Annotated in this window: 16 protein-coding genes and 1 pseudogene; 9 read left to right on the forward strand and 8 right to left on the reverse strand. The window is 73.6% G+C overall.

The window, feature by feature from the left end:
* Nucleotides 1-6: 6 nt before the first annotated feature.
* On the forward strand, nt 7-495 hold the full coding sequence (locus tag AB0C22_RS04790) for a low temperature requirement protein A (protein ID WP_357533520.1): 489 nt from the start codon (nt 7-9) through the stop codon (nt 493-495).
* A complete protein-coding gene (locus tag AB0C22_RS04795; protein WP_357533522.1) occupies nt 492-737 on the forward strand; it encodes a hypothetical protein in 246 nt (81 codons plus the stop codon). Before AB0C22_RS04790 ends, AB0C22_RS04795 begins: the two co-directional genes overlap by 4 nt.
* A gap of 25 nt (nt 738-762) precedes the next feature.
* On the opposite strand, the gene AB0C22_RS04800 is transcribed toward AB0C22_RS04795, so the two are convergent.
* Complete coding sequence (locus AB0C22_RS04800) at nt 763-2,223, reverse strand: pectinesterase family protein (RefSeq protein WP_357533524.1); 1,461 nt, start codon at nt 2,221-2,223, stop codon at nt 763-765.
* 204 nt (nt 2,224-2,427) lie between these two features.
* Between AB0C22_RS04800 and AB0C22_RS04805 the strand changes: the two genes are divergently transcribed.
* Genes AB0C22_RS04805 through AB0C22_RS04830 form a run of 6 tightly spaced genes read left to right on the forward strand, consistent with a single transcriptional unit; the run spans nt 2,428 to nt 8,578 of the window.
* On the forward strand, nt 2,428-3,360 hold the full coding sequence (locus tag AB0C22_RS04805; RefSeq protein ID WP_357533526.1) for an STM4015 family protein: 933 nt from the start codon (nt 2,428-2,430) through the stop codon (nt 3,358-3,360).
* Between the two features lie 6 nt (nt 3,361-3,366).
* Nucleotides 3,367-4,317 carry an STM4015 family protein gene (locus AB0C22_RS04810; protein ID WP_219461867.1) on the forward strand — a complete coding sequence of 317 codons (951 nt, stop codon included), beginning with the start codon at nt 3,367-3,369 and terminating at the stop codon, nt 4,315-4,317.
* Between the two features lies 1 nt (nt 4,318).
* Nucleotides 4,319-5,476, forward strand: a complete 1,158-nt coding sequence (locus AB0C22_RS04815) for an STM4014 family protein (RefSeq protein ID WP_357533528.1) — start codon at nt 4,319-4,321, stop codon at nt 5,474-5,476.
* Nucleotides 5,464-6,267: an STM4013/SEN3800 family hydrolase gene (locus tag AB0C22_RS04820; protein WP_219461863.1), complete on the forward strand. Its 804-nt coding sequence runs from the start codon at nt 5,464-5,466 to the stop codon at nt 6,265-6,267. Before AB0C22_RS04815 ends, AB0C22_RS04820 begins: the two co-directional genes overlap by 13 nt.
* The gene (locus AB0C22_RS04825; RefSeq protein WP_357533530.1) at nt 6,264-7,589 is read left to right on the forward strand and encodes an STM4012 family radical SAM protein; all 1,326 of its coding nucleotides are present in this window, start codon (nt 6,264-6,266) and stop codon (nt 7,587-7,589) included. Before AB0C22_RS04820 ends, AB0C22_RS04825 begins: the two co-directional genes overlap by 4 nt.
* Nucleotides 7,586-8,578 carry an STM4011 family radical SAM protein gene (locus AB0C22_RS04830; RefSeq protein WP_357533532.1) on the forward strand — a complete coding sequence of 331 codons (993 nt, stop codon included), beginning with the start codon at nt 7,586-7,588 and terminating at the stop codon, nt 8,576-8,578. Before AB0C22_RS04825 ends, AB0C22_RS04830 begins: the two co-directional genes overlap by 4 nt.
* A gap of 89 nt (nt 8,579-8,667) precedes the next feature.
* Here the strand turns inward: AB0C22_RS04830 and AB0C22_RS04835 are convergent, their stop codons facing one another.
* The 7 genes from AB0C22_RS04835 to AB0C22_RS04865 form a co-directional block, all read right to left on the reverse strand.
* Nucleotides 8,668-10,161: an MFS transporter gene (locus AB0C22_RS04835; protein WP_357533534.1), complete on the reverse strand. Its 1,494-nt coding sequence runs from the start codon at nt 10,159-10,161 to the stop codon at nt 8,668-8,670.
* Nucleotides 10,158-11,942 (reverse strand): IucA/IucC family siderophore biosynthesis protein, encoded by a 1,785-nt coding sequence (locus AB0C22_RS04840; RefSeq protein WP_357533536.1) that lies wholly within the window; start codon nt 11,940-11,942, stop codon nt 10,158-10,160. The genes AB0C22_RS04835 and AB0C22_RS04840 overlap by 4 nt, the downstream gene beginning before the upstream one ends.
* Nucleotides 11,939-12,514: a GNAT family N-acetyltransferase gene (locus AB0C22_RS04845; protein ID WP_357533538.1), complete on the reverse strand. Its 576-nt coding sequence runs from the start codon at nt 12,512-12,514 to the stop codon at nt 11,939-11,941. Before AB0C22_RS04845 ends, AB0C22_RS04840 begins: the two co-directional genes overlap by 4 nt.
* The gene (locus AB0C22_RS04850; RefSeq protein WP_357533540.1) at nt 12,511-13,803 is read right to left on the reverse strand and encodes a SidA/IucD/PvdA family monooxygenase; all 1,293 of its coding nucleotides are present in this window, start codon (nt 13,801-13,803) and stop codon (nt 12,511-12,513) included. Before AB0C22_RS04850 ends, AB0C22_RS04845 begins: the two co-directional genes overlap by 4 nt.
* 24 nt (nt 13,804-13,827) lie before the next feature.
* The gene (locus tag AB0C22_RS04855; RefSeq protein WP_357533542.1) at nt 13,828-15,378 is read right to left on the reverse strand and encodes an aspartate aminotransferase family protein; all 1,551 of its coding nucleotides are present in this window, start codon (nt 15,376-15,378) and stop codon (nt 13,828-13,830) included.
* 179 nt (nt 15,379-15,557) lie between these two features.
* Nucleotides 15,558-16,802 (reverse strand): MFS transporter, encoded by a 1,245-nt coding sequence (locus AB0C22_RS04860; RefSeq protein WP_208566026.1) that lies wholly within the window; start codon nt 16,800-16,802, stop codon nt 15,558-15,560.
* Nucleotides 16,799-17,509, reverse strand: a complete 711-nt coding sequence (locus AB0C22_RS04865; RefSeq protein ID WP_357533544.1) for a siderophore-interacting protein — start codon at nt 17,507-17,509, stop codon at nt 16,799-16,801. The genes AB0C22_RS04860 and AB0C22_RS04865 overlap by 4 nt, the downstream gene beginning before the upstream one ends.
* Nucleotides 17,510-17,585: 76 nt before the next feature.
* Here AB0C22_RS04865 and AB0C22_RS04870 point away from each other — a divergent pair.
* Nucleotides 17,586-19,646: pseudogene (locus AB0C22_RS04870) on the forward strand (penicillin acylase family protein); the annotation flags it as partial.
* Nucleotides 19,647-19,664: the final 18 nt, after the last annotated feature.

Here is a 19,664-nt window from a genome sequence, read left to right on the forward strand (position 1 = left end):
CCGGCAATGATCCGCAAAACATTGCACCCTTGGGCGCGGCGGGCTCACCCTGCGTCGCCAATACCCGCGTCGGGCTGCCATCTCGCCGTACGCTGCTGCTACCTGGGCCTGCGCCTGTACTCGTCGCCGCAGCTGCGGGCCCGCGACGTCCTGGCGCTCACCGTGCCCCCGGTCCTGGCCGCCGGCCTGCTGACCGGCGCGGCGCTGCTGCCGCGCACCGCGCTGCCCACCGACCGGACAATCGCCGCGCAGGTGCTGCTGTGGGTGCTGGCCGGCATCGTCGACTACGTCGTCGGCCAGGCCCTGCCACTGCCGCCGCGCATGATCTTCCCCGCCCGGCACTGGACCGAACGGCACGACCTGATCGTCATCGCCGCCCTCGGGGAGGTGCTGACCGCGGTCGGCATCGCCGGCTCCCGGCTGACCAACTCGGTCGGCCTGCTGGTCGCCTCCGCCCTCGCGGTGGTGGTGGCGGGCACCTGCACCTGCCGATGATCGCCGGCATCATGCTGCTGGCCCTGGGGTTCAAGCACATGCCCACCCTCGTCGGGGAGGCCGGCACCGAGTTCCTGGTCAGCCGCCGCGAGCGGCAACGACTGCGTCGCGCCCTCATCGAGGAGCGCGAGGGCACCTGCGCAGCACGGGCCAGGCCGGTCGGCCGACTGACCGGCCCGTGCTGCGGACCGTCCGGTCCCCGCGTCGGAACCCGACGCGGGGACCGGGGTCACCTCGGGTGAGGCTCATCCGCCGTCGGTCGGACGCTCACATCGGGTTCCAGCCGTCGCTGCCGGCCAGGTAGCGCTGCGGCGTGTAGGTGGCCGCCTGGGCGTCGCTGAGCTGGGGACGGTTGCCGTTGGTGCCGGCACCGGGCCCGGTGTTGCGGTACTCGCGGAACCGGGCGTTCTGCCACACGTTGCCGGACATGTCGATCCAGGGCTGGGCGGTCTTCATGGTCGCGCCGAGCGTCGACTCGCGGTAGAGGACCTGGGCGTCCGGCCCCCACGGACGACCGAGCTGGGTGGTGTTGTTCGTCGCCCCGGTGATCGTCGAGCGGTAGATCAGCATCCCGTACGTCTTGCTGGCCGGCGTCCGGGCGGCGGTGATCGGTCCACCGGTCGACCGCTTCTCGTAGATCGAGCTGCTGTCGACGACGATCGTGCCGCCGCCGAAGATGAAGTCGACGGTGCCCTCGACGTAGGAGCCGACCACGTACGCGCGGGTCTTGTCGTTGACCAGGAAGGTGTCCTGGTCACCGAGGAGCCGGACGTTGCGCAGCACCGCCCGGTCGGCGTTCAGGTGCAGCGCCACCGCCTGCTGGTCGACGCCCGAGGAGTTCTCCACGAAGTCGTTGGCGATGGTCAGGTTCTCGGCGACGAAGTTCGCCCCGTCGACGAACATGCTCGCGCTGTTGAAGGTGCCGTAGGTGGTGCCGTCCGGCTTACGGGTGCCGGCGGAGTTGTTGTAGACGAGCACCACGTTCGACGGTGCCGAGCCGAGGCCCCGCAGGGTGACGTTGGTCTTGTTCGACGCCACCCGGACGACCTCGCGGTAGGTGCCGGGCTTGATGGTGATCGTGGTCCGGCTGGAACTGTTCGCCGGCACCGCGTCGATGGCGGCCTGCACCGTGCGGTACCTGCCGGTGCCGTCCGAGGCGACCGTCGGCGTCCCGCTGGTCGGCGGCGGCGTGGTCGGCGGTGGGGTGGTCGGCGGAGGCGGGGTGGTGGGGGGCGGGGTGGTGGGGGGCGGGGTGGTGGGGGGCGGGGTGGTCGTCGGGGGCGGGGTGGTCGGCGCGGCGGTGGTGGGGGTGGTCGTCCCGGTGCAGGCCGTGCCATTGAGCGTGAAGCCGGCGGGGTCGGGGTTACTGCCGGTCCAGGTGCCGTTGAACCCGACGTCCACCACACCACCGGTGCCGATGGCGGCGTTGTAGTCGAGGTTGGTGGCGACGACGGCGCCGCTGGCCGGGCTGGCGGTGAAGCCCCACGCGCTGGTGATGGTCTGCCCGGCGGGGAAGGTCCAGCCGAGCCGCCAGCCGTTGACGGGGTCACCCAGGTTTTTGATCGAGATGGCGGCGGTGAAGCCACCGGTCCACTGGGCGCCGACCTGGTAGGTGACCTGACAGCCGGCGGCGGCCTGCGCCGAGACGGCGGTGACGACACCGGCGACGAGGGTGGTGGTGACGGCAGTGGCGACGATCGACGCCGCCCGCCGGGTGCGATTTCTCACGAGCGAACTCCCCGGGGTATCCGAACACGGACCGCCGTGGGAGCGCTCACACGAGCCTCGCACACCCTGCTTCCGCTGTAAAGCGTCACCGGCCGGACACCACCGGTTGGCGCGGACGGGTCCGGTCACCCGGCGGCTGATCATCCTGTCGGTCGGCCCTGTTACGGTCGCGCCGCTGTCACACCAGTCGAGCCGGAGGTAGGCGTGATCCGTTCGCACATGTCGTCGTTCGCCGGAATGCCGGTGGTCCCCTTCACACCGGGGATGACCCTGCCCGACGACCCGTCGGCCGTCGCCTGGCGGCTGGAGGTCGAGGACTTCGAGGCCGAGCCGGAGGAGTTCGCCGGCCTGGTCGCGGCGCTGCGGGCGGAGGTGCCCGGCGAGGCGGTCCGCGCCCTGGTGATCGGCGAGTGGGGCTCGGCGTACGAGCGGGCCCTCCCGGTCGACCTGCTGGCCGACGCCGCGAAGGACTGGACCGCCCTGCGCGCGGTGTTCCTGGCCGACCTGGTCAGCGAGCAGTGCGAGATCTCCTGGCTGACCCACGGTGACCTCACCCCGCTGCTCACCGCCTACCCGCAGCTGGAGACGCTGTGGGTACGCGGGGCCAACGAGCTGACCCTGCAACCGGTACGCCACACCGGGCTACGGGAACTGGGCTTCCAGACCGGCGGCCTGCCGGCCGAGGTGACCCGGGCGGTGGGCGACAGCGACCTGCCCGCCCTGCACCGGCTCGACCTGTGGCTCGGCCGGCAGGACTACGGCGGCGACACCGGCGTCGACGACCTGGCCGCGATCCTGGCCGGCGACCGGCTGCCCGCGCTGCGGCACCTGGCGGTCTGCAACGCCGAGTTCGCCGACCACGTCGCGCAGGCGGTGGCCACCGCCCCGGTGGTGGCCCGGCTGGAGGTGCTCGACCTGTCGATGGGCGTGCTCACCGACCCCGGCGCCGAGGCGCTGCTGGCCGGGCAGCCGCTGACCCACCTGCGCCGCCTCGACCTGCACCACCACTTCCTCTCCCGCGAGGTCGCACAGCGGCTGACCGACGCGCTGCCCGGTGTCCAGGTCGACCTGGACGACCCGCAGACGCCCGACGAGTACGACGGCACCGTCTACCGGTTCACCGCGGTCGGGGAGTGAGCGACGATGACGTTCGGTTCCCACGCGCAGACGTTCGCCGGCCGGCCGGTGGTCGAGTTCCCTGCCGACGGTCCGCTGCCCACCGTGGACGGCCCGGTCTGCTGGCGGGTCGCCGACTGGCACTTCGACGGCAACACCCGGCAGGACACCCTGTCGGAACAGTTCCGGGACCGGTTCGACAGGTTCGTCGAGCAGGTCGGTGACCAGGCCGAGGCGCTGGTCGTCGGGGCCTGGGGATACGCGGCGTTCCACCACGCCCCGATCGCCCAGCTCTGCGCGGCGGCCCCCCGGCTGCCCCGGCTGCGGGCCCTGTTCCTCGGCGACATGGTCACCGAGGAGTGCGAGGTCTCCTGGATGCGGGTCGGCGACGTCAGCCCGTTGCTGACCGCCTACCCGCAGCTGGAGGTGCTGCGGGTACGCGGCGGCGAGGACTTCAGCTTCTCCCCGGTGCGCCACGACCGGCTGCGGACGCTGTCGGTGCAGAGCGGCGGGCTGCCCCGGGAGTTCGTCGCCGCGGTGCTCGGCTCGGAGCTGCCCGCACTGCACCACCTGGACCTGTGGCTGGGCACCGACGACTACGGCGGGGACACCACCGTGGCCGACCTGGACGCGTTGCTGGCCGGCAAGCTCTTCCCGGCGCTGCGCCGGCTCGGGCTGCGCAACTCCGTGATCACCGACGAGTTGGCCGCCGCGCTGGCCACCGCCGCCGTGGTGCCCCGGTTGGAGCGGCTCGACCTGTCGCTGGGCACCCTGTCCGACGACGGGCTCGCCGCACTGCTCGGCGGGCAGCCCCTGACCCACCTGTCCGCGCTCGACCTGCACCACCACTACCTGTCGGAGGACGCCGCCGACCGGGTGGTCGCCGCGTTGCCCGGGGTCGAGGTGGACGTCTCCGAACCGCAGGAAGCCGACGAGGACGACGGGGAGACCTACCGCTACACGGCGGTGTCGGAGTGACATGCGACTGACCGTGGTGGGCAACCCCGACAACCGGCGGGTCGCGCTGTTCCGGCGGGCCGTACGCGAGGCGGGGTTGCCCGACCCGGCGGTGCTGCCCTGGGCACGGGTGCTCACCGGGGCGGCCCCGCCGGACGCCGACGCCCTGGTCCGGGTCGACTCCCCCGGCGAGGACGCGGAGGTGGACCGGCTGCTACGCGACGCGGCCACCCCCGCCCGGCACGGGGAGTTGATCGGCCTCGCCGACACGTACGCCGGGCTGGTGGCCGCAATGGGCCGGGTGGCCGCCGGGGGCGCGACGCTGCTCAACCACCCCGACGACGTGGCGGCGCTGTGCGACAAGCGCCGCTGCCACGCGCTGCTGTCGGCCGCCAAGGTGCCGGTGCCGGCGGCGCTCCCGCCGGTCGACGGCTATCCGCAGTTGCGGGCGGCGATGGCGGCGGCCGGCTGGCACCGGGTGTTCGTCAAGCCGGCGCACGGCTCGTCGGCGGCCGGGGTGATCGCGCTCGCGGTCGGGCCACGCCGGGTGCAGGCGGTCACCCCGATCGAGATCACCCCGGACGGGCTGTTCAACTCGCTGCGGCTGCGCCGCTACGACGACGAGGCGACCGTCGCGGCGCTGGTCGACCGGCTCGCCCCGGAGGGCCTGCACGTGGAGCAGTGGCTGCCCAAGGCCGGGCTGGCCGACCGGGTGGTCGACCTGCGGGTGGTGGTGGTCGCCGGCCGGGCCACCCACGCCGTGGTCCGGGCCGCCCGGGGACCGCTGACCAACCTGCACCTGGGCAACGCCCGTGGCGACCTGGCCGCGCTGCGGGCGGCGGCCGGCCCGGAGTCCTGGGCGGCGGCGATGCGGACCTGCGAGCGGGCGGCGGCGTGCTTCCCCCGGTCGCTGCACGTCGGGGTCGACCTGATGTTCCTGGTGGGCTGGCGACGGCACGCGGTCGCCGAGGTCAACGCGTTCGGCGACCTGCTGCCGGGGGTGCTGGCCGACGGGCGGGACACCTACGCCGAGCAGGTGCACGCGCTGACCAGCGGCCGGTGGGACCGGTGGCAGGCGACCGCGACGGTGGCCGGCGACGGCCCGGCAACGGCCGGGCCCGACCCGGCGGTCGGCGGGCCGGCGACGACGCGACGGGAGGAGGCGGGATGCGCGCGCTGATCGGCAGTCACGACATCTGCCTGGTCACCCTGGACACGCTGCGTTTCGACGTGGCCGACGAGCTGGCCGAAGCCGGTCGGACACCCCGGCTGACCCGGGTGTTGCCGGGCGGGCGGTGGGAGCGACGGCACTCCCCCGCGAGCTTCACCTACGCCGCACACCACGCCTTCTTCGCCGGCTTCCTGCCCACCCCGGTGGGGCCGGGTCGGCACGAGCGGCTGTACGCGGCGGCGTTCCCGGGCAGCGAGACCGCCGGGGCCGACACCTGGGTCTTCGACGCCCCCGACCTGCCGACCGCGCTGACCGGGGCGGGTTACCACACGCTCTGCCTGGGCGGGGTGGGCTTCTTCAACCGGCGCAGCCCGCTCGGGTCGGTGCTGCCGGGCCTGTTCGCCGAGGCGCACTGGGAGCCGGCGTTCGGGGTCACCTCCCCCACCTGCCTCGACGCGCAACTCGACCGGCTGGCCGAGGTGCTGCCCGGCCAGCCCGCCGACCGGCCGGTGTTCACCTTCCTCAACGTCGCCGCCCTGCACCAACCCAACCGGCACCACCTGCCCGGCGCGGCGCAGGACAGCCGGGACAGTCACGCCGCCGCCCTGGAGTACGTCGACTCCCGGGTCGACCGGTTGTTCGCCCTGCTCACCGGGCGGGGGCGGCCGGTGTTCACGATCATCTGCTCCGACCACGGCACGGCGTACGGCGAGGACGGGCACACCGGCCACCGGGTCGGCCACGACGTGGTGTGGACCGTGCCGTACGCCCACTTCACTCTGCGACCGGGGGAATGGTGACCAGCACCGACACGGGCCTCGACGGCTCGCCGTACCAGCAGTACCTCTACGCGTACCCGCACAAGACCTCCTACCGGGCGTTGCGGCCCCGGCCGCTGCTGGCCGACGTGTGGCGGGCCGAGGCCCGCGACGCGTTGTTCCTCTACGTGCACCTGCCGTTCTGCGAGATGCGCTGCGGCTTCTGCAACCTGTTCACCCGGGCCAACGCCCCGCAGGAGCAGGTGACGGCCTACCTGCGGCAACTGCGCCGGCAGGCGGAACGGGTCGCCGACGCGCTCGGCGACGACGCCGGGTACGCCCGGGTGGCGTTCGGCGGGGGCACCCCCACCTACCTGACCGCCGACGAGCTGACCGACCTGTTCGACATCGTCACCGGCACCTCCGGGGCGCGGCTGCCGGGCGTACCGCTGGCGGTGGAGACCTCGCCGGCCACCGCGACGCCGGAGCGGCTGGCGGTGCTGGCGGCACACGGGGTGCACCGGGTGAGCATCGGCGTGCAGAGCTTCCTCGACGTCGAGGCGCGGGCCGCCGGCCGGCCGCAGCGGCGCGCGGAGGTGGAGACGGCGCTCGGCGCGATCCGGGCCGCGGCGGTCCCGGTGCTCAACATCGACCTGATCTACGGCATCGACGGGCAGACGGCGGCGACCTGGCAGGAGAGCCTGGACGCGGCGCTGGCCTGGCGGCCGGAGGAGCTGTACCTCTACCCGCTCTACGTGCGGCCGTTGACCGGGCTGGGTCGGCGGGCGCACGGCCGGGCCGACTGGGACGCCCACCGGCTGGCCCTCTACGAGCAGGCGGTGCAGGTCCTCGGCGCGGCCGGCTACCGGCAGGAGTCGATGCGGCAGTTCCGCCGCGCCGACATGTCCGCCCCGGACGGGCCGGACTACTGCTGCCAGGACGACGGCATGGTGGGCCTCGGGTGCGGGGCGCGCTCCTACACCACCGCGCTGCACTACTCGTTCGACTACGCGGTCTCCGTGTCGCAGGTCCGGATGGTGTTGGACGACTACCTGGCCCGCCCCGCCGACGACTTCCGCCACGCCGAGTTCGGTTTCGCCCTCGACGGCGCCGAGCAGCGCCGCCGGTGGCTGCTCAAGTCGCTGCTGCGCGCCGAGGGGGTCGATGCGGCGGCCTACACCGCCCGGTTCGGCCGGCCGCCGGGCGAGGACTTCCCTGAGCTGGGGCAACTGGTCGCCCGTGGGTGGGCCAGCGCCGACGGGCTGCGGCTCACCCCGGCCGGGTTGGCCCGCTCCGACGCGATCGGCCCGTGGCTGACCTCCGCCCGGGTGAGGCAGGCGATGACCGGGTACGTGCCCCGGTGACCGGCCGGCCGCCGTCGTTGCCACACCCCGTCACGCCCCGGGCGGTGCTGCCGCTGCACCCTGTCACGTCCCGGGCTGCGCAGCCGGGGTGTTCCGGGGCCGGGGCGGCCGACGTCGGGGCGGAGCTGGCGGTGCTCTACCGGGGGCCGTTGGCGAGCTGCAACTACGACTGCCCGTACTGCCCGTTCGCCAAGCGGGTCGACCCGCCGGAGCTGCTGCGCGCCGACCGGGCAGCGCTGGACCGGTTCACCGGCTGGGTGGCGGCCACCACCGACCGGCGGCTGTCGGTGCTGTTCACCCCGTGGGGCGAGGGGCTGACCCGCAGCTGGTACCGCGAGGCCATGGTGACGCTGTCGCACCTGCCGCACGTCGACCGGGTGGTCATCCAGACCAACCTGGCCGCCCGGGTGGACTGGCTGGCCGACGCCGACCGGGCCACGGCGGCACTGTGGACGACGTACCACCCGGGGCAGGTCACCCGGGACCGGTTCCTCGCCCGCTGCGCCCGGCTGTCCGAGCTGGGCGTGCGCTACTCGGTGGGGGTGGTCGGCCTGCCCGAGCACCTGGCCGAGGCGCGGGCGCTACGGGCCGTCCTGCCCCCGGAGGTGTACCTGTGGGTGAACGCCGCCGACGGGCACCACTACCCCGCCGAACAGGAGGCGGCCTGGACGGCGCTGGACCCGCTGTTCGGCTGGAGTGTGCGTGCGCATCCGTCGCTCGACCGGCCCTGCCACGCCGGGGAGACGGCGATCTCCGTCGCGGGTGACGGCACCGTGCGCCGCTGCCACTTCCGGCCCGCGCCGATCGGCAACCTCTACGACGGGTCGTGGCGGGCCGCCCTGAAGCCCCGGGCGTGCGACGCCGCCCTCTGCGACTGCCACATCGGGTACGTCCACCTCAAGCCGCTCGGGTTACGCGACGTGTTCGCCGGTGGGCTGCTGGAACGGATCCCGGCCGCCTGGCCGGTAGGCAGCGGGGCGGCCCGCTGAGCGGGGCGAAAACCGGCAGCTGGGCGCACCCGCTGAGCTGCCGACACCCGGCAGGCGTGCTCGGTGGGTGCGCCCGACGGCGGACACGCTCAGCGGGTGCGTTCGGCGCGGCGCAGCAGCCCGGCGGCGAGCAGCCCGCCGGCCAGCACCGCCACCGCCCCGGCGGTCTGCCCGGTGACCAGCGCCGACGAGAAGGCGTCGGTGACCTGGGCGCGTTCGGTCTCGCTCCCGGCGGCGGCCAGCGCGGCCGGGTACGACCCGACGCCGGCCACCGCGACCGGCACCAACGCGGCGAACCGGGCGTTGAGCACCGCCCCGAGCACGGCGATGCCGAGACTGCCCCCCACCTCGGCCATGGTGCCGTCGATCCCCGCGCCGACGCCGGCCTTCGACGGCGGGATGGCGCTCATCACCGCCTCGACGATCGCGGGGTTGGCCAGGGCGCAGCCGAAGCCCATCACCAGCAACCCGGTCAGCAGCACGCCGTAGCCGTCGGTGCGCACGTGGGTGATCAGCGTCAGGCCGGCGGAGAGCAGCACCATGCCCAGCGCGATGGCCCCGGGCACGCCGAGCCGGCGGATCAGCCGGGTGGCGACCCCACCGAGGTTGAGCAGCACGATGGACAGCGCGAACGGCACCATCCGCAGCCCCGCCTCCCAGGCCGGGTAGCCGCGGACGAACTGGAGGTCCTGGGTGAGCAGGAACAGCGCGCCGGTGGAGCCGAAGGTGATCAGGACGACCCCGGTGACCGCGCCGACGAACCGGCGGTCGGTGAAGAAGTGCATGTCCAGCATGGGTGCGGTGATCCGTCGTTCCCACCAGACGAACGTGGCCAGCAGCAGCACACCGCCGCCGGCCGCGACGAGCACCGCCGGTGCCGTCCAGCCACGCTCGGGACCGTCGATGATCGCCCAGACCACGCCGGTGAGGCCGGCGGTGGACAGCAGCACCCCACCGACGTCGGGCCGCCCACCCACCGGGTCGCGGGACTCCGGCACCAGCGCGAGGCCGGCCACCAGGCAGAGCAGCACGATGGGCACGTTGACCAGGAAGATCGCCCCCCACGGCAGGTGGGCGAGGATGATGCCGCCGATGGGCGGTCCGGCGGCGTACCCGAGGGCACTGGTGGCCGCCCAGAGGCCGATCGCCCGGGAGCGTTCGGCGCCGTCGAAGACCTGCATGGCGACGGCGAGGGTGGCGGTGACCAGCAGTGCCCCGCCGACGCCCATGCCGGCGCGGGCGGCGATCAGCTGGTCGCCGGAGCGGGCCAACCCGGCGGCCAGCGAACCGACGCCGAACAGCACCAGGCCGGCGACGAGCATCCGGCGGCGGCCGTAGCGGTCGGCGGCGCTGCCGGCGGTGAGCAGCAGCCCGCACTGCACCAGCGCGTACGCGTTGATCATCCACTGGATGTCGGTGGTGCTGGCGTCCAGTTCGGTGGTGAGCACCGGCACCGCCACGGTGAGCACCGTGTTGTCCAGCACCACGGTCAACTGGGCGAGGCAGAGCACCGCCAGGATCAACCAACGCGACCGCAACGGGGTCGCCGGGCCGGGCCGGGCGGCGGACAACACGGTGCTCATCGGGGCGGGGCGTGCCGGGCGAGCGGGTTGGTCAGGGTGCCGGCGAACTGGAGCGCCGCCGACGGGTCGGCGAGGTCGACCATCTGCTGGTTGTTGCGCAGTTGCAGCCGGTTGAGGCAGGACAGGGTGAACTCCGGGGCGAACAGGTCGTGCCGGCGCAGCCGGTCGGCCAGGTGCGGCACCCGGGCGGCGTAGTCGGTCACGCAGTCGGCGACGGTGCGCCAGAAGTCGTCCTCGTCGAGGACCCCGGCCCCGGCCAGCACGGCGTTGAGGTGGCGGAAGAAGCAGTCGAAGACGTCGGTGAAGATGGTCAGCAGCTGCTCGTCGTCGGGGATGGCGGCACGGACCCGCTGCACCAGCGGTGGCAGGTCGACGTCGGGGTCCATCACCACGATCTCCTCGGCGATGTCCTTGAAGATCACCCGCTCGACCGCGCCGTCGTGCAGCACCAGGATCACGTTCTCGCCGTGCGGCATGAAGGCCAGCCGGTGCGCGTAGAAGCTGTGCAGCAGCGGCACCAGGTAGGCGTCGAGGTAGCGACGCAGCCACTCCCGTGGGGGCAGGCCGGACTCGGCGATCAGGGCGGCGGCGAGCGACCCTCCGTCGCGGTCGGTGTGCAGCAGGGCGGCCATGGTGGACAGCCGCCGGCCGGGGGCCAGGCCGGGCACCGGGCTCTCCCGCCACAGCGCCGCCAGCATCTTGCGGTACGGCGAGTAGCGGTCGGTGGCCGCCTCGTACTGCGGGTGGCGGTAGCCGACGGCGGCCCGTTCCCGGATGACCGTCAGTCCGGTGCCGGCGAGCACCAGGTCGCCGGTGACCAGGTCGACGAGCCAGTCGTTGATCGCCGGGGTGGCCTCCATGTAGGCGGCCGACAGGCCCCGCAGGAAGCCCATGTTGAGCACGGACAGGGCGGTCTTGACGTAGTGCCGGTGCGGGTCGGTGACGTTGAAGAAGGTGCGGATGGACTGCTGCGGCAGGTACTCGTCGGGGCCCTCGCCGAGGCAGACCAGGCGCTGCCGGGCGACCTCACCGGCGAAGGTGACGGCGAGCCGGTTCCACCACTGCCACGGGTGCACCGGGATGAGCAGGTAGTCGTCGGGGTCGAGGCCGGCGTCGGTCAGGGTGGTGGTGAACCGGGCCAGGGTGTCCGGGCCGAGTTCGGTGCGCAGCAGGGTCGGGTAGTCGAGGTCGGCGGCGCTGCTGAAGGTGGCGTGGTCGCGGTGCGCGGCGACCCAGACCAACCGCACCGGCCGGCCGGTCTCCGGGGCGTACGCGTGGTATTCGTGCACGCCGAAGCCGATCCGGCCGTTGTTGGCCACGAAGCACGGGTGGCCCTCGGTCATCCCGGTCTCGATGGCCTGGAAGTCGGCGCGGGCCAGTTCGGCCGCGCCCACCGCCGGCCGGTCCAGCTTGAACGCGGTGCCGGCCAGGGTGGAGGTGATCTCCTCCAGGTAGACGGGGAGCACCTGGTCGGTGAGGCCGAGCGCGCCGCGCAGTTCGAGGCAGAGGTCGACGGCGTCGGGCGGCAGGTCCTCGTCGCCGCGTCGCCGGGTGATGCTGTCCGGGTCGACCTGCCAGTGGTCGAGGGCGAAGCGGCGGGCGGTGAAGCGGTACTCGACCGTGCCGTCGTCGGTGCGGACGGCCCACCGGCCGTCTCCGGTGGCGGCGGGCTCGACCAGGCGTTCGTGGGTGAACTCGGCAAGCGCTTTGGCGACCAGCAGCCGGTTGGCGCGGGCCCAGGTGGCGGGGGTCAGGTGGGCCACGGCGGCGGCGGGGTTCACGCGGGCAGGTCTCCTCGGGTGGCGGCCAGGAACTGGTCGCGGGTGCAGACGCTGAGCAGGGCGTCCTTCTCCGGTTTGCGGATCGGGCCGACGACGGTGAACCCGACGGCCGCGTTGAGGGCGTGCACGGCGGTGTTGCGCACGTCGGGTTCGACGACGACCCGTCGGGTGGCCGGGTCGGCGAAGAGCCAGTCCAGGACGGTGGTGATGACGGCCCGGGTGAAGCCGTGCACCGGCTGGTCGGTGGGGGCGCAGAGGAAGTGCATGCCGACGTCGCCGGACTGCGCGGGGTAGAGGCCGACCAGGTCGACCCGGGCCGGGTCGTAGCGTTCGGCGAGGAACGCCGGTTCGCCGCGCCACAGCCCGAGGTACGCGTCGTGATGCGGGTGGTCGGCGATGCCCCGGTACTCCCGGGCGACCCGGTCGACGTCGGCGTCCTGCATCAGCCAGAACGCCGACTTCGGGTGGGTCACCCAGCGGTGCAGCAGCCTGGCGTCGCCCTCCGGGTCGAGGGTGCGCAGCGCGAACTCGCCGAGCGCGGGGTCGTGCCGGTGGTGGACGACGGGGGTCACGAGGCGCCGCCCGCCGGGACGCCGAACTCCTGGAAGGCGATCCGCTGCTCGATCGGGTAGTGCTCGCGCCCGGTCAACTCCCGGATGATCCAGGAGTTGCGGTACGGGCCCATGCCCAGGTCGGGTGAGGTGATGCTGTGGGTGTGGGTGCCGGCGTTCTGGAGGAACACCCTCCGGCCGGTGTGGTCGATGCTGTAGTTGCGGGCCACGTCGAACCGGCCGTGGGAGTCCCAGCGCAGCCGGTCGTGGATCGGGGCGAGGAACTCCGGCAGCCGGTAATGGTAGCCGGTGGCCAGCACCAACCCCTCGGTGTCGAGGGTCAGGTCGTGCTCCTGTTCGATGTTGCGCAGCCCGAGGGTGTAGCGGCCGGTGCTCTCGTCGTACCGGGCGCTGGTGAGTTCGGTGTTGGTCAGCAGCCGGGTCGGCACCGGCCCGTGCACCCGGTGGGCGTAGAGCAGGTCGAAGATGTCGTTGATCAGGTCGGCGTTGATCCCCTTGAAGAGGTTCTTCTGGGTGCCCTCCAGCCGGTAGCGGGTCTCCTCGGGCAGGGCGTGGAAGTAGTCCACGTAGTCCGGTGAGGTCATCTCCAGGGTGAGCTTGGTGTATTCGAGGGGGAAGAAGCGCGGCGACCGGGTGACCCAGTTGAGTTGGTAGCCGTGGGTGCCGAGGTCGGTGAGCAGGTCGTGGTAGATCTCGGCGGCGCTCTGGCCGCTGCCGACGATGGTGATGCTGCGCTTGGTGCGCAGCGCCGCCCGGTGTTCGCGGTAGCGGGAGTTGTGGATGACGTCGCCGCCGAGGCCCCGGCAGGCGTCCGGGACGTGCGGCGGGGTGCCGGTGCCGAGCACCAGGTGCCGGGCCCGGTGGGTGACGCGTTCGCCGTCGACCACGGCGTGCACCACGTACCGCTCGTCGGCGGGGTTGTACTCCACCGAGGTGACCCGGTGACCGAAACGGACCGAGGGCAGTTTCGCAGCGGCCCACCGGCAGTAGTCGTTGTACTCGTGGCGCAGCGGGAAGAAGCTCTCCCGGATGTAGAACGGGTAGAGCCGTCCGGATTCCTTCAGGTAGTTGAGGAAGGAGTACGGGGAGGTCGGGTCGGCCAGGGTGACCAGGTCGGCGATGAACGGCGTCTGCAACCGGGTGGCGTCCAGCAGCATGCCGGGGTGCCAGTCGAACTCGTCGCGGGCTTCGAGGAACAGGCCGTCGAGGTCGTCGAGCGGCGCGGTCAGGCAGGCCAGCCCGAGGTTGTACGGGCCCAGCCCGATGGCGATGAAGTCGTGGGTCGACACAGGGGTTTTCTCCATGGCGGGTGGTCAGCCGACGGGGCTGGACAGCTCGGCGGTGGCCCGGGTGCGGGCGTACCAGCCGGCGTGTTCGGCGATCAGGTCGAGCACGTGGGCGATGTCGTCGAGGGTGGTCTCGGGGTTGAGCAGGGTGATTTTGAGGTGGTGGGCGCCGTCGACCTTGGTGCCGGCGACGAGGGCCGTGCCGGAGGCGGCCAGCGCCTCGCGGGCGTACAGGTTGGCGTCGTCGACGACGTCGCGGCCGGCGCCCGGCGGCAGGTAGCGGAACACCACCGTGCTCAGTTGTGAGCGGGTGACCACCTCGAAGCGGGGGTCGTCGGCGAGCAGCCGCCAGGCGGCGGCGGCGAGGTCGACCACCTCGTCGAAGAGCGCGCCGACCGCGTCCGCGCCCATGATCCGCAGGGTGAGCCAGAGCTTGAGGGCGTCGAAGCGGCGGGTGGTCTGCAGGCTCTTGTCGACCTGGTTGGGGATACGCCGCTCGGCCATCCGGGCCGGGTTGAGGTAGTCGGCGTGCCAGGTGGCGTGGCGCAGCACCCGCCGGTCGCGCACGAGCAGGGCGCTGGAGCTGACCGGCTGGAAGAACGACTTGTGGTAGTCCACGGTGACCGAGTCGGCCCGTTCGATGCCGGCGAGCAGGTGCCGCCGGGTGGGCGAGACCAGCAGCCCGCAGCCGTACGCGGCGTCGACGTGCAGCCAGACCCCGGCGGCGGTGCAGATCTCGGCGATCCGGTCCAGCGGGTCGATGGTGCCGAAGTCGGTGGTGCCGGCGGTGGCGACCACGGCCAGCACGGTCTGGCCGTCGCGGCGGCACCGGTCGAGGGTCTCGGCGAGTTCGTCGGTGCGCATCCGCCGGCCGGCGTCGGTGGCGACGGTGAGCACCGCGTCGGCGCCGAGCCCGAGCAGCTTGGCGGCTTTCTGGACGCTGAAGTGCCCGGCGGTGGAGGTGATGATCCGCAGCCGGGACAGCACCTCGGGCCGGCTGGGCCGGTCGGTGCCGCCGCCGACGATCCGGGCGTACGCCTCCTCCCGGGCGAGCAGCAACGCGTGCAGGTTGGACTGGGTGCCGCCGCTGGTGAAGACGCCGTCGGCGGCCGGGCCGAGGCCGATCCGCTCGGCGGTCCAGTCGATCAGCCGGCGTTCGATCAGGGTGCCGCCGGCGCTCTGGTCCCAGGTGTCCAGGGAGGAGTTGACCGCGCTGAGCACCGCCTCGCCGAGCAGGGCGGGGATGACCACCGGGCAGTTGAGGTGGGCCAGGTAGCGGGGGTGGTGGAAGTAGACGGCGTCACGCAGGTAGACGTCGTGCAGTTCGTCGAGGGCGGCGGTGGTGTCGCCGAGCGGCCGGTCCAGGTCGATGCCAGCGATCCGGGGGGCCAACTCGTCGGGGGTGACGCCGGTGGCGGGTCGGTCCACCTCGGTCACCCGGGCGGCCACCCGTTCGATGCCCTGGGCGACGGCCCGTCGGTAGTCCGCGACGGTGCCGGCGTTGAGCAGGTGGGCGCGGGGCGGAAGGGGGTACGTCCCGGTCACGGGGGCCTCGACGGTGGATCCGGGCAGGCTCATGGGCAGTCCTCGACGGTCGGTGACGGGCGCACTGGCAGGGACGGTGGGGCGGGGGCAGGTCGTCCCGGCGGCCCAGTTGATCTCGCGAGTTAGGCTACCCTAACCTAACCTCTTGTCAACGCCGACACCCGCCGGAGGGCGGATCGGCCGGCAGGCGACGGGGGCAGCCGGGTGGAGGGTCAGCCGGGCACCCCGACCGACTGCGCCGCCGGCTCGGCCGTCCGGGTCGGCGCGACCCGGAACCGACGCTGGTGACCCAACCCCACCACCACGCCGAGGGCGACCAGCACGACCGAGGCGACCGCCACGGCGGGATAGCCGACCCGGTCGGCCGCGGCGAGGCCGATCGAGGCCGCGACGAACGAACAGACCAACCCGAACGACGACAGCACGGTGAAGTCGGTCCCCCCGGTCTCCGGCCGCGAGTAGTCCATGTTGACCACGTAGAGCACCACGTTGGCCACGGTGTACGCCGCCATGAAGCAGCACAGCGCGGCGACCGTCGTCCCCAGCGGGGCCCGCCCGTTCATCAGGGGCAGCAGCAGCGCCGTGGAGACCGCGAGGGCCGCTCCCCCGACGACGAGCAGCCGACCCCGGCCGAACCGGTCGACGCCGACCCCGGCGAGCAGGCCCGCCACGATCGCCGGGGCGCTGATCACCACGCCGGTGACCACGCCGATGCGGGCCAGCGACCAGCCCGCGTCGACCAGCGCCGGGGTGACCAGGGCATAGGCCGCGCCGGCTCCGGTGTAGACCAGCGGCACCACGCCGAAGGTCCACCAGCGGCAGCCGGGCTGCCCGAACACCGACAGCAACGCCCGGTACGCCTGCCCGGCACCGGCCACCCGGGCGACCCGCTCCGGTTCCCGCAGCCGCCACACCACCACCAGCCCGACGGCGGTCAGCGCGGCCAGCAGCCCGATCGCCGGCACCCAGCCGTACCGGTCGTAGACCAGCACGCACGCGCCCCCGCCGAGCAGGTTGCCCAGGTAGCTCGCGGCGACCTGGATGCCGTTGCCGGCCCCCCGGGTCCCCTCGGACAGCACCCGGACGGCGACCGCGTCCACGGCGATGTCCTGGGTGGCGGAGAGGAAGACGTAGGCCGCGCAGATCGCCACCACCGGGCCCAGCTGCCGGGTCGGATCGGCGAACGGCAGCAGCGCCAGCAGGCTCAGCACCAGACCCGCCTGCAACGGCAGCAGCCAGGACCGGTAGTGCCCGTGCCGGCGGGAGCCGTACCTGTCGAGCAGCGGGGCCCAGAGGAACTTCAACGGCCAGACCAGGCCGACGAACTGCAGCAACGCCAGGGTGTCCAGCGAGGTGCCGCCGTCGCGCAGGATGGCGGTCAGTCCGACGGTGATGAACCCGATGCCGAGGTACTGCGTGACGTAGAGCGCGGTGAGCGTGCCGAGCCGTCCCTTCACCGGGCGCTCCAGTAGCCCAGCGAGGTCAGCTGCTGCTTGCCCACCCCGAGGGTGCGCCGCACGTGCCGGGTGAGGGCACGGGTGGTGGCCGCCTCGCACGCCACCCAGTAGTGGGCGTCCGGCGCGGCCGGGAGCGCGTCGCGGACGGTGTCGACGAGTTGCTGCCCGTCGTCGCCGCGCGGCACCCAGGTGACCCGGTGCTGTTCACGGGTACGCAGGGCCAGCGCCCGCTCCCCGTCGTGGGCGTACTCCAACCAGATCGTGGCGGGGGTGTCGGGCGCGGCGTCGAGCAGGCTGTTCACCGCCGGCAGCGAAGCGGCGTCACCGACCAGGTAGAGGTGGGCGGGTGCCGGATCGGGCAGGGCGAAGGCGCTGCCCTGGAGGGTGGCGACGATGGTGTCACCGACCTGCGCGGCGCTCGCCCAGCGGGCCGCGCACCCGTCGTGCAGGGCGAACTCCAGGGTGAACCGGCCGGCCTCGGGCTCCGGGTCGACCAGCGTGTACGCCCGCTGGTGCGCCCGGCCGGCGTCGTCGAACCAGAGCCGGATCCACATGGTGGGGTGCACCTTGCCCGCCGCCAGCAGACCGCCGTCGTCCATCAGCAGACGCTGATAGTGCCCGCCGACCGACTCGGTGCCCCGCACGGTCAGCCGGAAGTCCCGGCCGCCCATGGCCTTGAGCACCAGGGCCTCCCAGTTCCGTTTCACACGCCCTCCAGGTAAGGTCCGCCTAAGTTAGGCGAGGGTAACTTAAACGAGGAGTCCTGTGGAGAGTGGGACCGGCATGCCGCCGGGCGACCGTCCGACCAGCGGCGTGCACCGCGACCGGTGGGGCGTACCGCACCTGTGGGCCGACACCGCCGACGAGCTGGCCCGATGGCAGGGCCGGGTGGCCGCCACCGACCGGGCCTGGCAGCTCGAGGTCGAACGCTGGCGGGCCGAGGGCCGACTCGCCGCCCACGTCGGCCCCACCGAACTCGACTGGGACCGGTTCGCCCGGCGGGCCCGCCTCGACGACACCGCCCGACGCTGCTTCGACCGGCTCACCCCGGCCACCCGGCGCTGGGTCACCGCGTACGCCGACGGGGTCAACGACGCGTTGCCGGCCGGCGCGGTGGCGGCCCCGGAGTTCGCCGCCACCGGCAGCACCCCCGGCCGGTGGCGACCCTGGACGCCGCTGGGCGTCTTCCTGGTCCAGCACATCCTGTTCGGCACCTTCCCGCAGAAGCTGTGGCACGCCCACGTCGCCGCCACCCTCGGCCCGCACGCCCGCGAGCTGTTCGCCGTCGAGGGGCCCGGCGGCTCCGGCAGCAACGCCTGGGCGCTGCCCGCCGACCCGACGACCGGTCGCGGGCCGGTCATCGCCGGTGACCCGCACCGGCTGCTCGAACTGCCCGGCATCTACCAGCAGATCCGGCTGGCCTGCCCCGAGTTCGACGTGGTCGGGCTGGCCTTCCCCGGCGTGCCGGGGCTGCCGCACTTCGGCCACGCCGGTGACGTCGCCTGGGCGGTCACCAACGCGATGGCCGACTACCAGGACCTCTACCGCGAACAGTTGCGCCGCGACGGCGACCGGGTGCTGGTCCGCGACGCCGACGGTTGGGTGCCGGCCCACCGGCACGTCGAGCGGATCGAGGTACGCGGCGGCGCGACCGAGACCGTCGAGGTGATCGAGACCCCGCGCGGGCCGGTGGTCGACCACGACCGGCACACCGGGGAGGCGCTCAGCCTGCGCACCCCGGCCCGGGTGACGGAGAGCCTCGGCTTCGAGGCGCTGCTGCCGCTGCTGCGGGCCCGCACCGCCGACGACGTCGCCGACGCGCTGCGTGGCTGGGTCGAACCGGTCAACAGCGTGCTCGTCGCCGACCGGCACGGCACGGTGCTCCAACTCGTCGCCGGCCTGGTGCCGCAGCGCGACGACCGGTGCCGACGGGAACCGGTGCCCGGCTGGGAGCCCCGCTACCGGTGGCGCGGCGACCACGCCACGGCCAAGCCCGTCGAGGTCGGCGGGCCGACGGTCTGCGCCAACGACCGCCGCGACGACACCGCCCACCTCGGCGTCGACTTCGCCCCGCCGCACCGGGCCCACCGGATCGGTGAACTGCTCGCCGACGGCGTCGACGTGCCCACCGTCCACACCGACACGCTGCTGGGGTCGACGGTGCTGCGGGGCCTGCTCGCCCGGCTCGACCCGGGGTCACTCAGCGGGCCGGCCCGACGGCTGCGCGACCGGCTGACCGGCTGGGACGGTCGGATGGCCGCCGACAGCACCGACGCCGGGGCGTTCGCCGCCTGGCGGGCCGCGCTGGTCCGGGGCCTGTCCGCGCACCCCGCCCTGGCCCCGTTGCACTCCCCCGGCGGCTACGACCCGCTCTTCGCCCCGTGGACCGACCCGCTGGCCCGGATCGGGCACGCCGTGGAAGGGGTCGTCGCCGGGCTGCCCCGCCTCGGCGGTGCGGTCGAACCGCTCGCCGTCGCCGCGCTGGAGGAGGTCGCGGCCGGCGACCCACCCGGCCCCTGGGGGCGGCGGCACCTGCTGCACCCGCTGCACCTCGGGGTGTCCGAGGTGGTCGCCAACCGGGTGGCCGCGATGCGTGACGGCACCGCGCTCGGTGGCGACACCAACTGCGTGCTGTCCACCTCCAGCGTGCCGGGGGTCTCCGACGCGTGCTGGCGCGGGCCGGTCGCCCGGTACGTGTGGGACCTCACCGACCGGGCGGCGAGCCGCTGGATCGTCCCCTTCGGTGTCTCGGGCCGCCCCGACGACCCGCACTTCGCCGACCAGTTGCCGCTGTGGGCCGCCGGTGGGCTGATCCCCGTCGGCACCGACTGGCACACCCTCACCCCCGCACCCCGAGACGAG

The sequence above is a fragment of the Micromonospora sp. NPDC048894 genome (assembly GCF_040649765.1).
Taxonomy (GTDB): Bacteria; Actinomycetota; Actinomycetes; order Mycobacteriales; family Micromonosporaceae; genus Micromonospora; species Micromonospora antibiotica.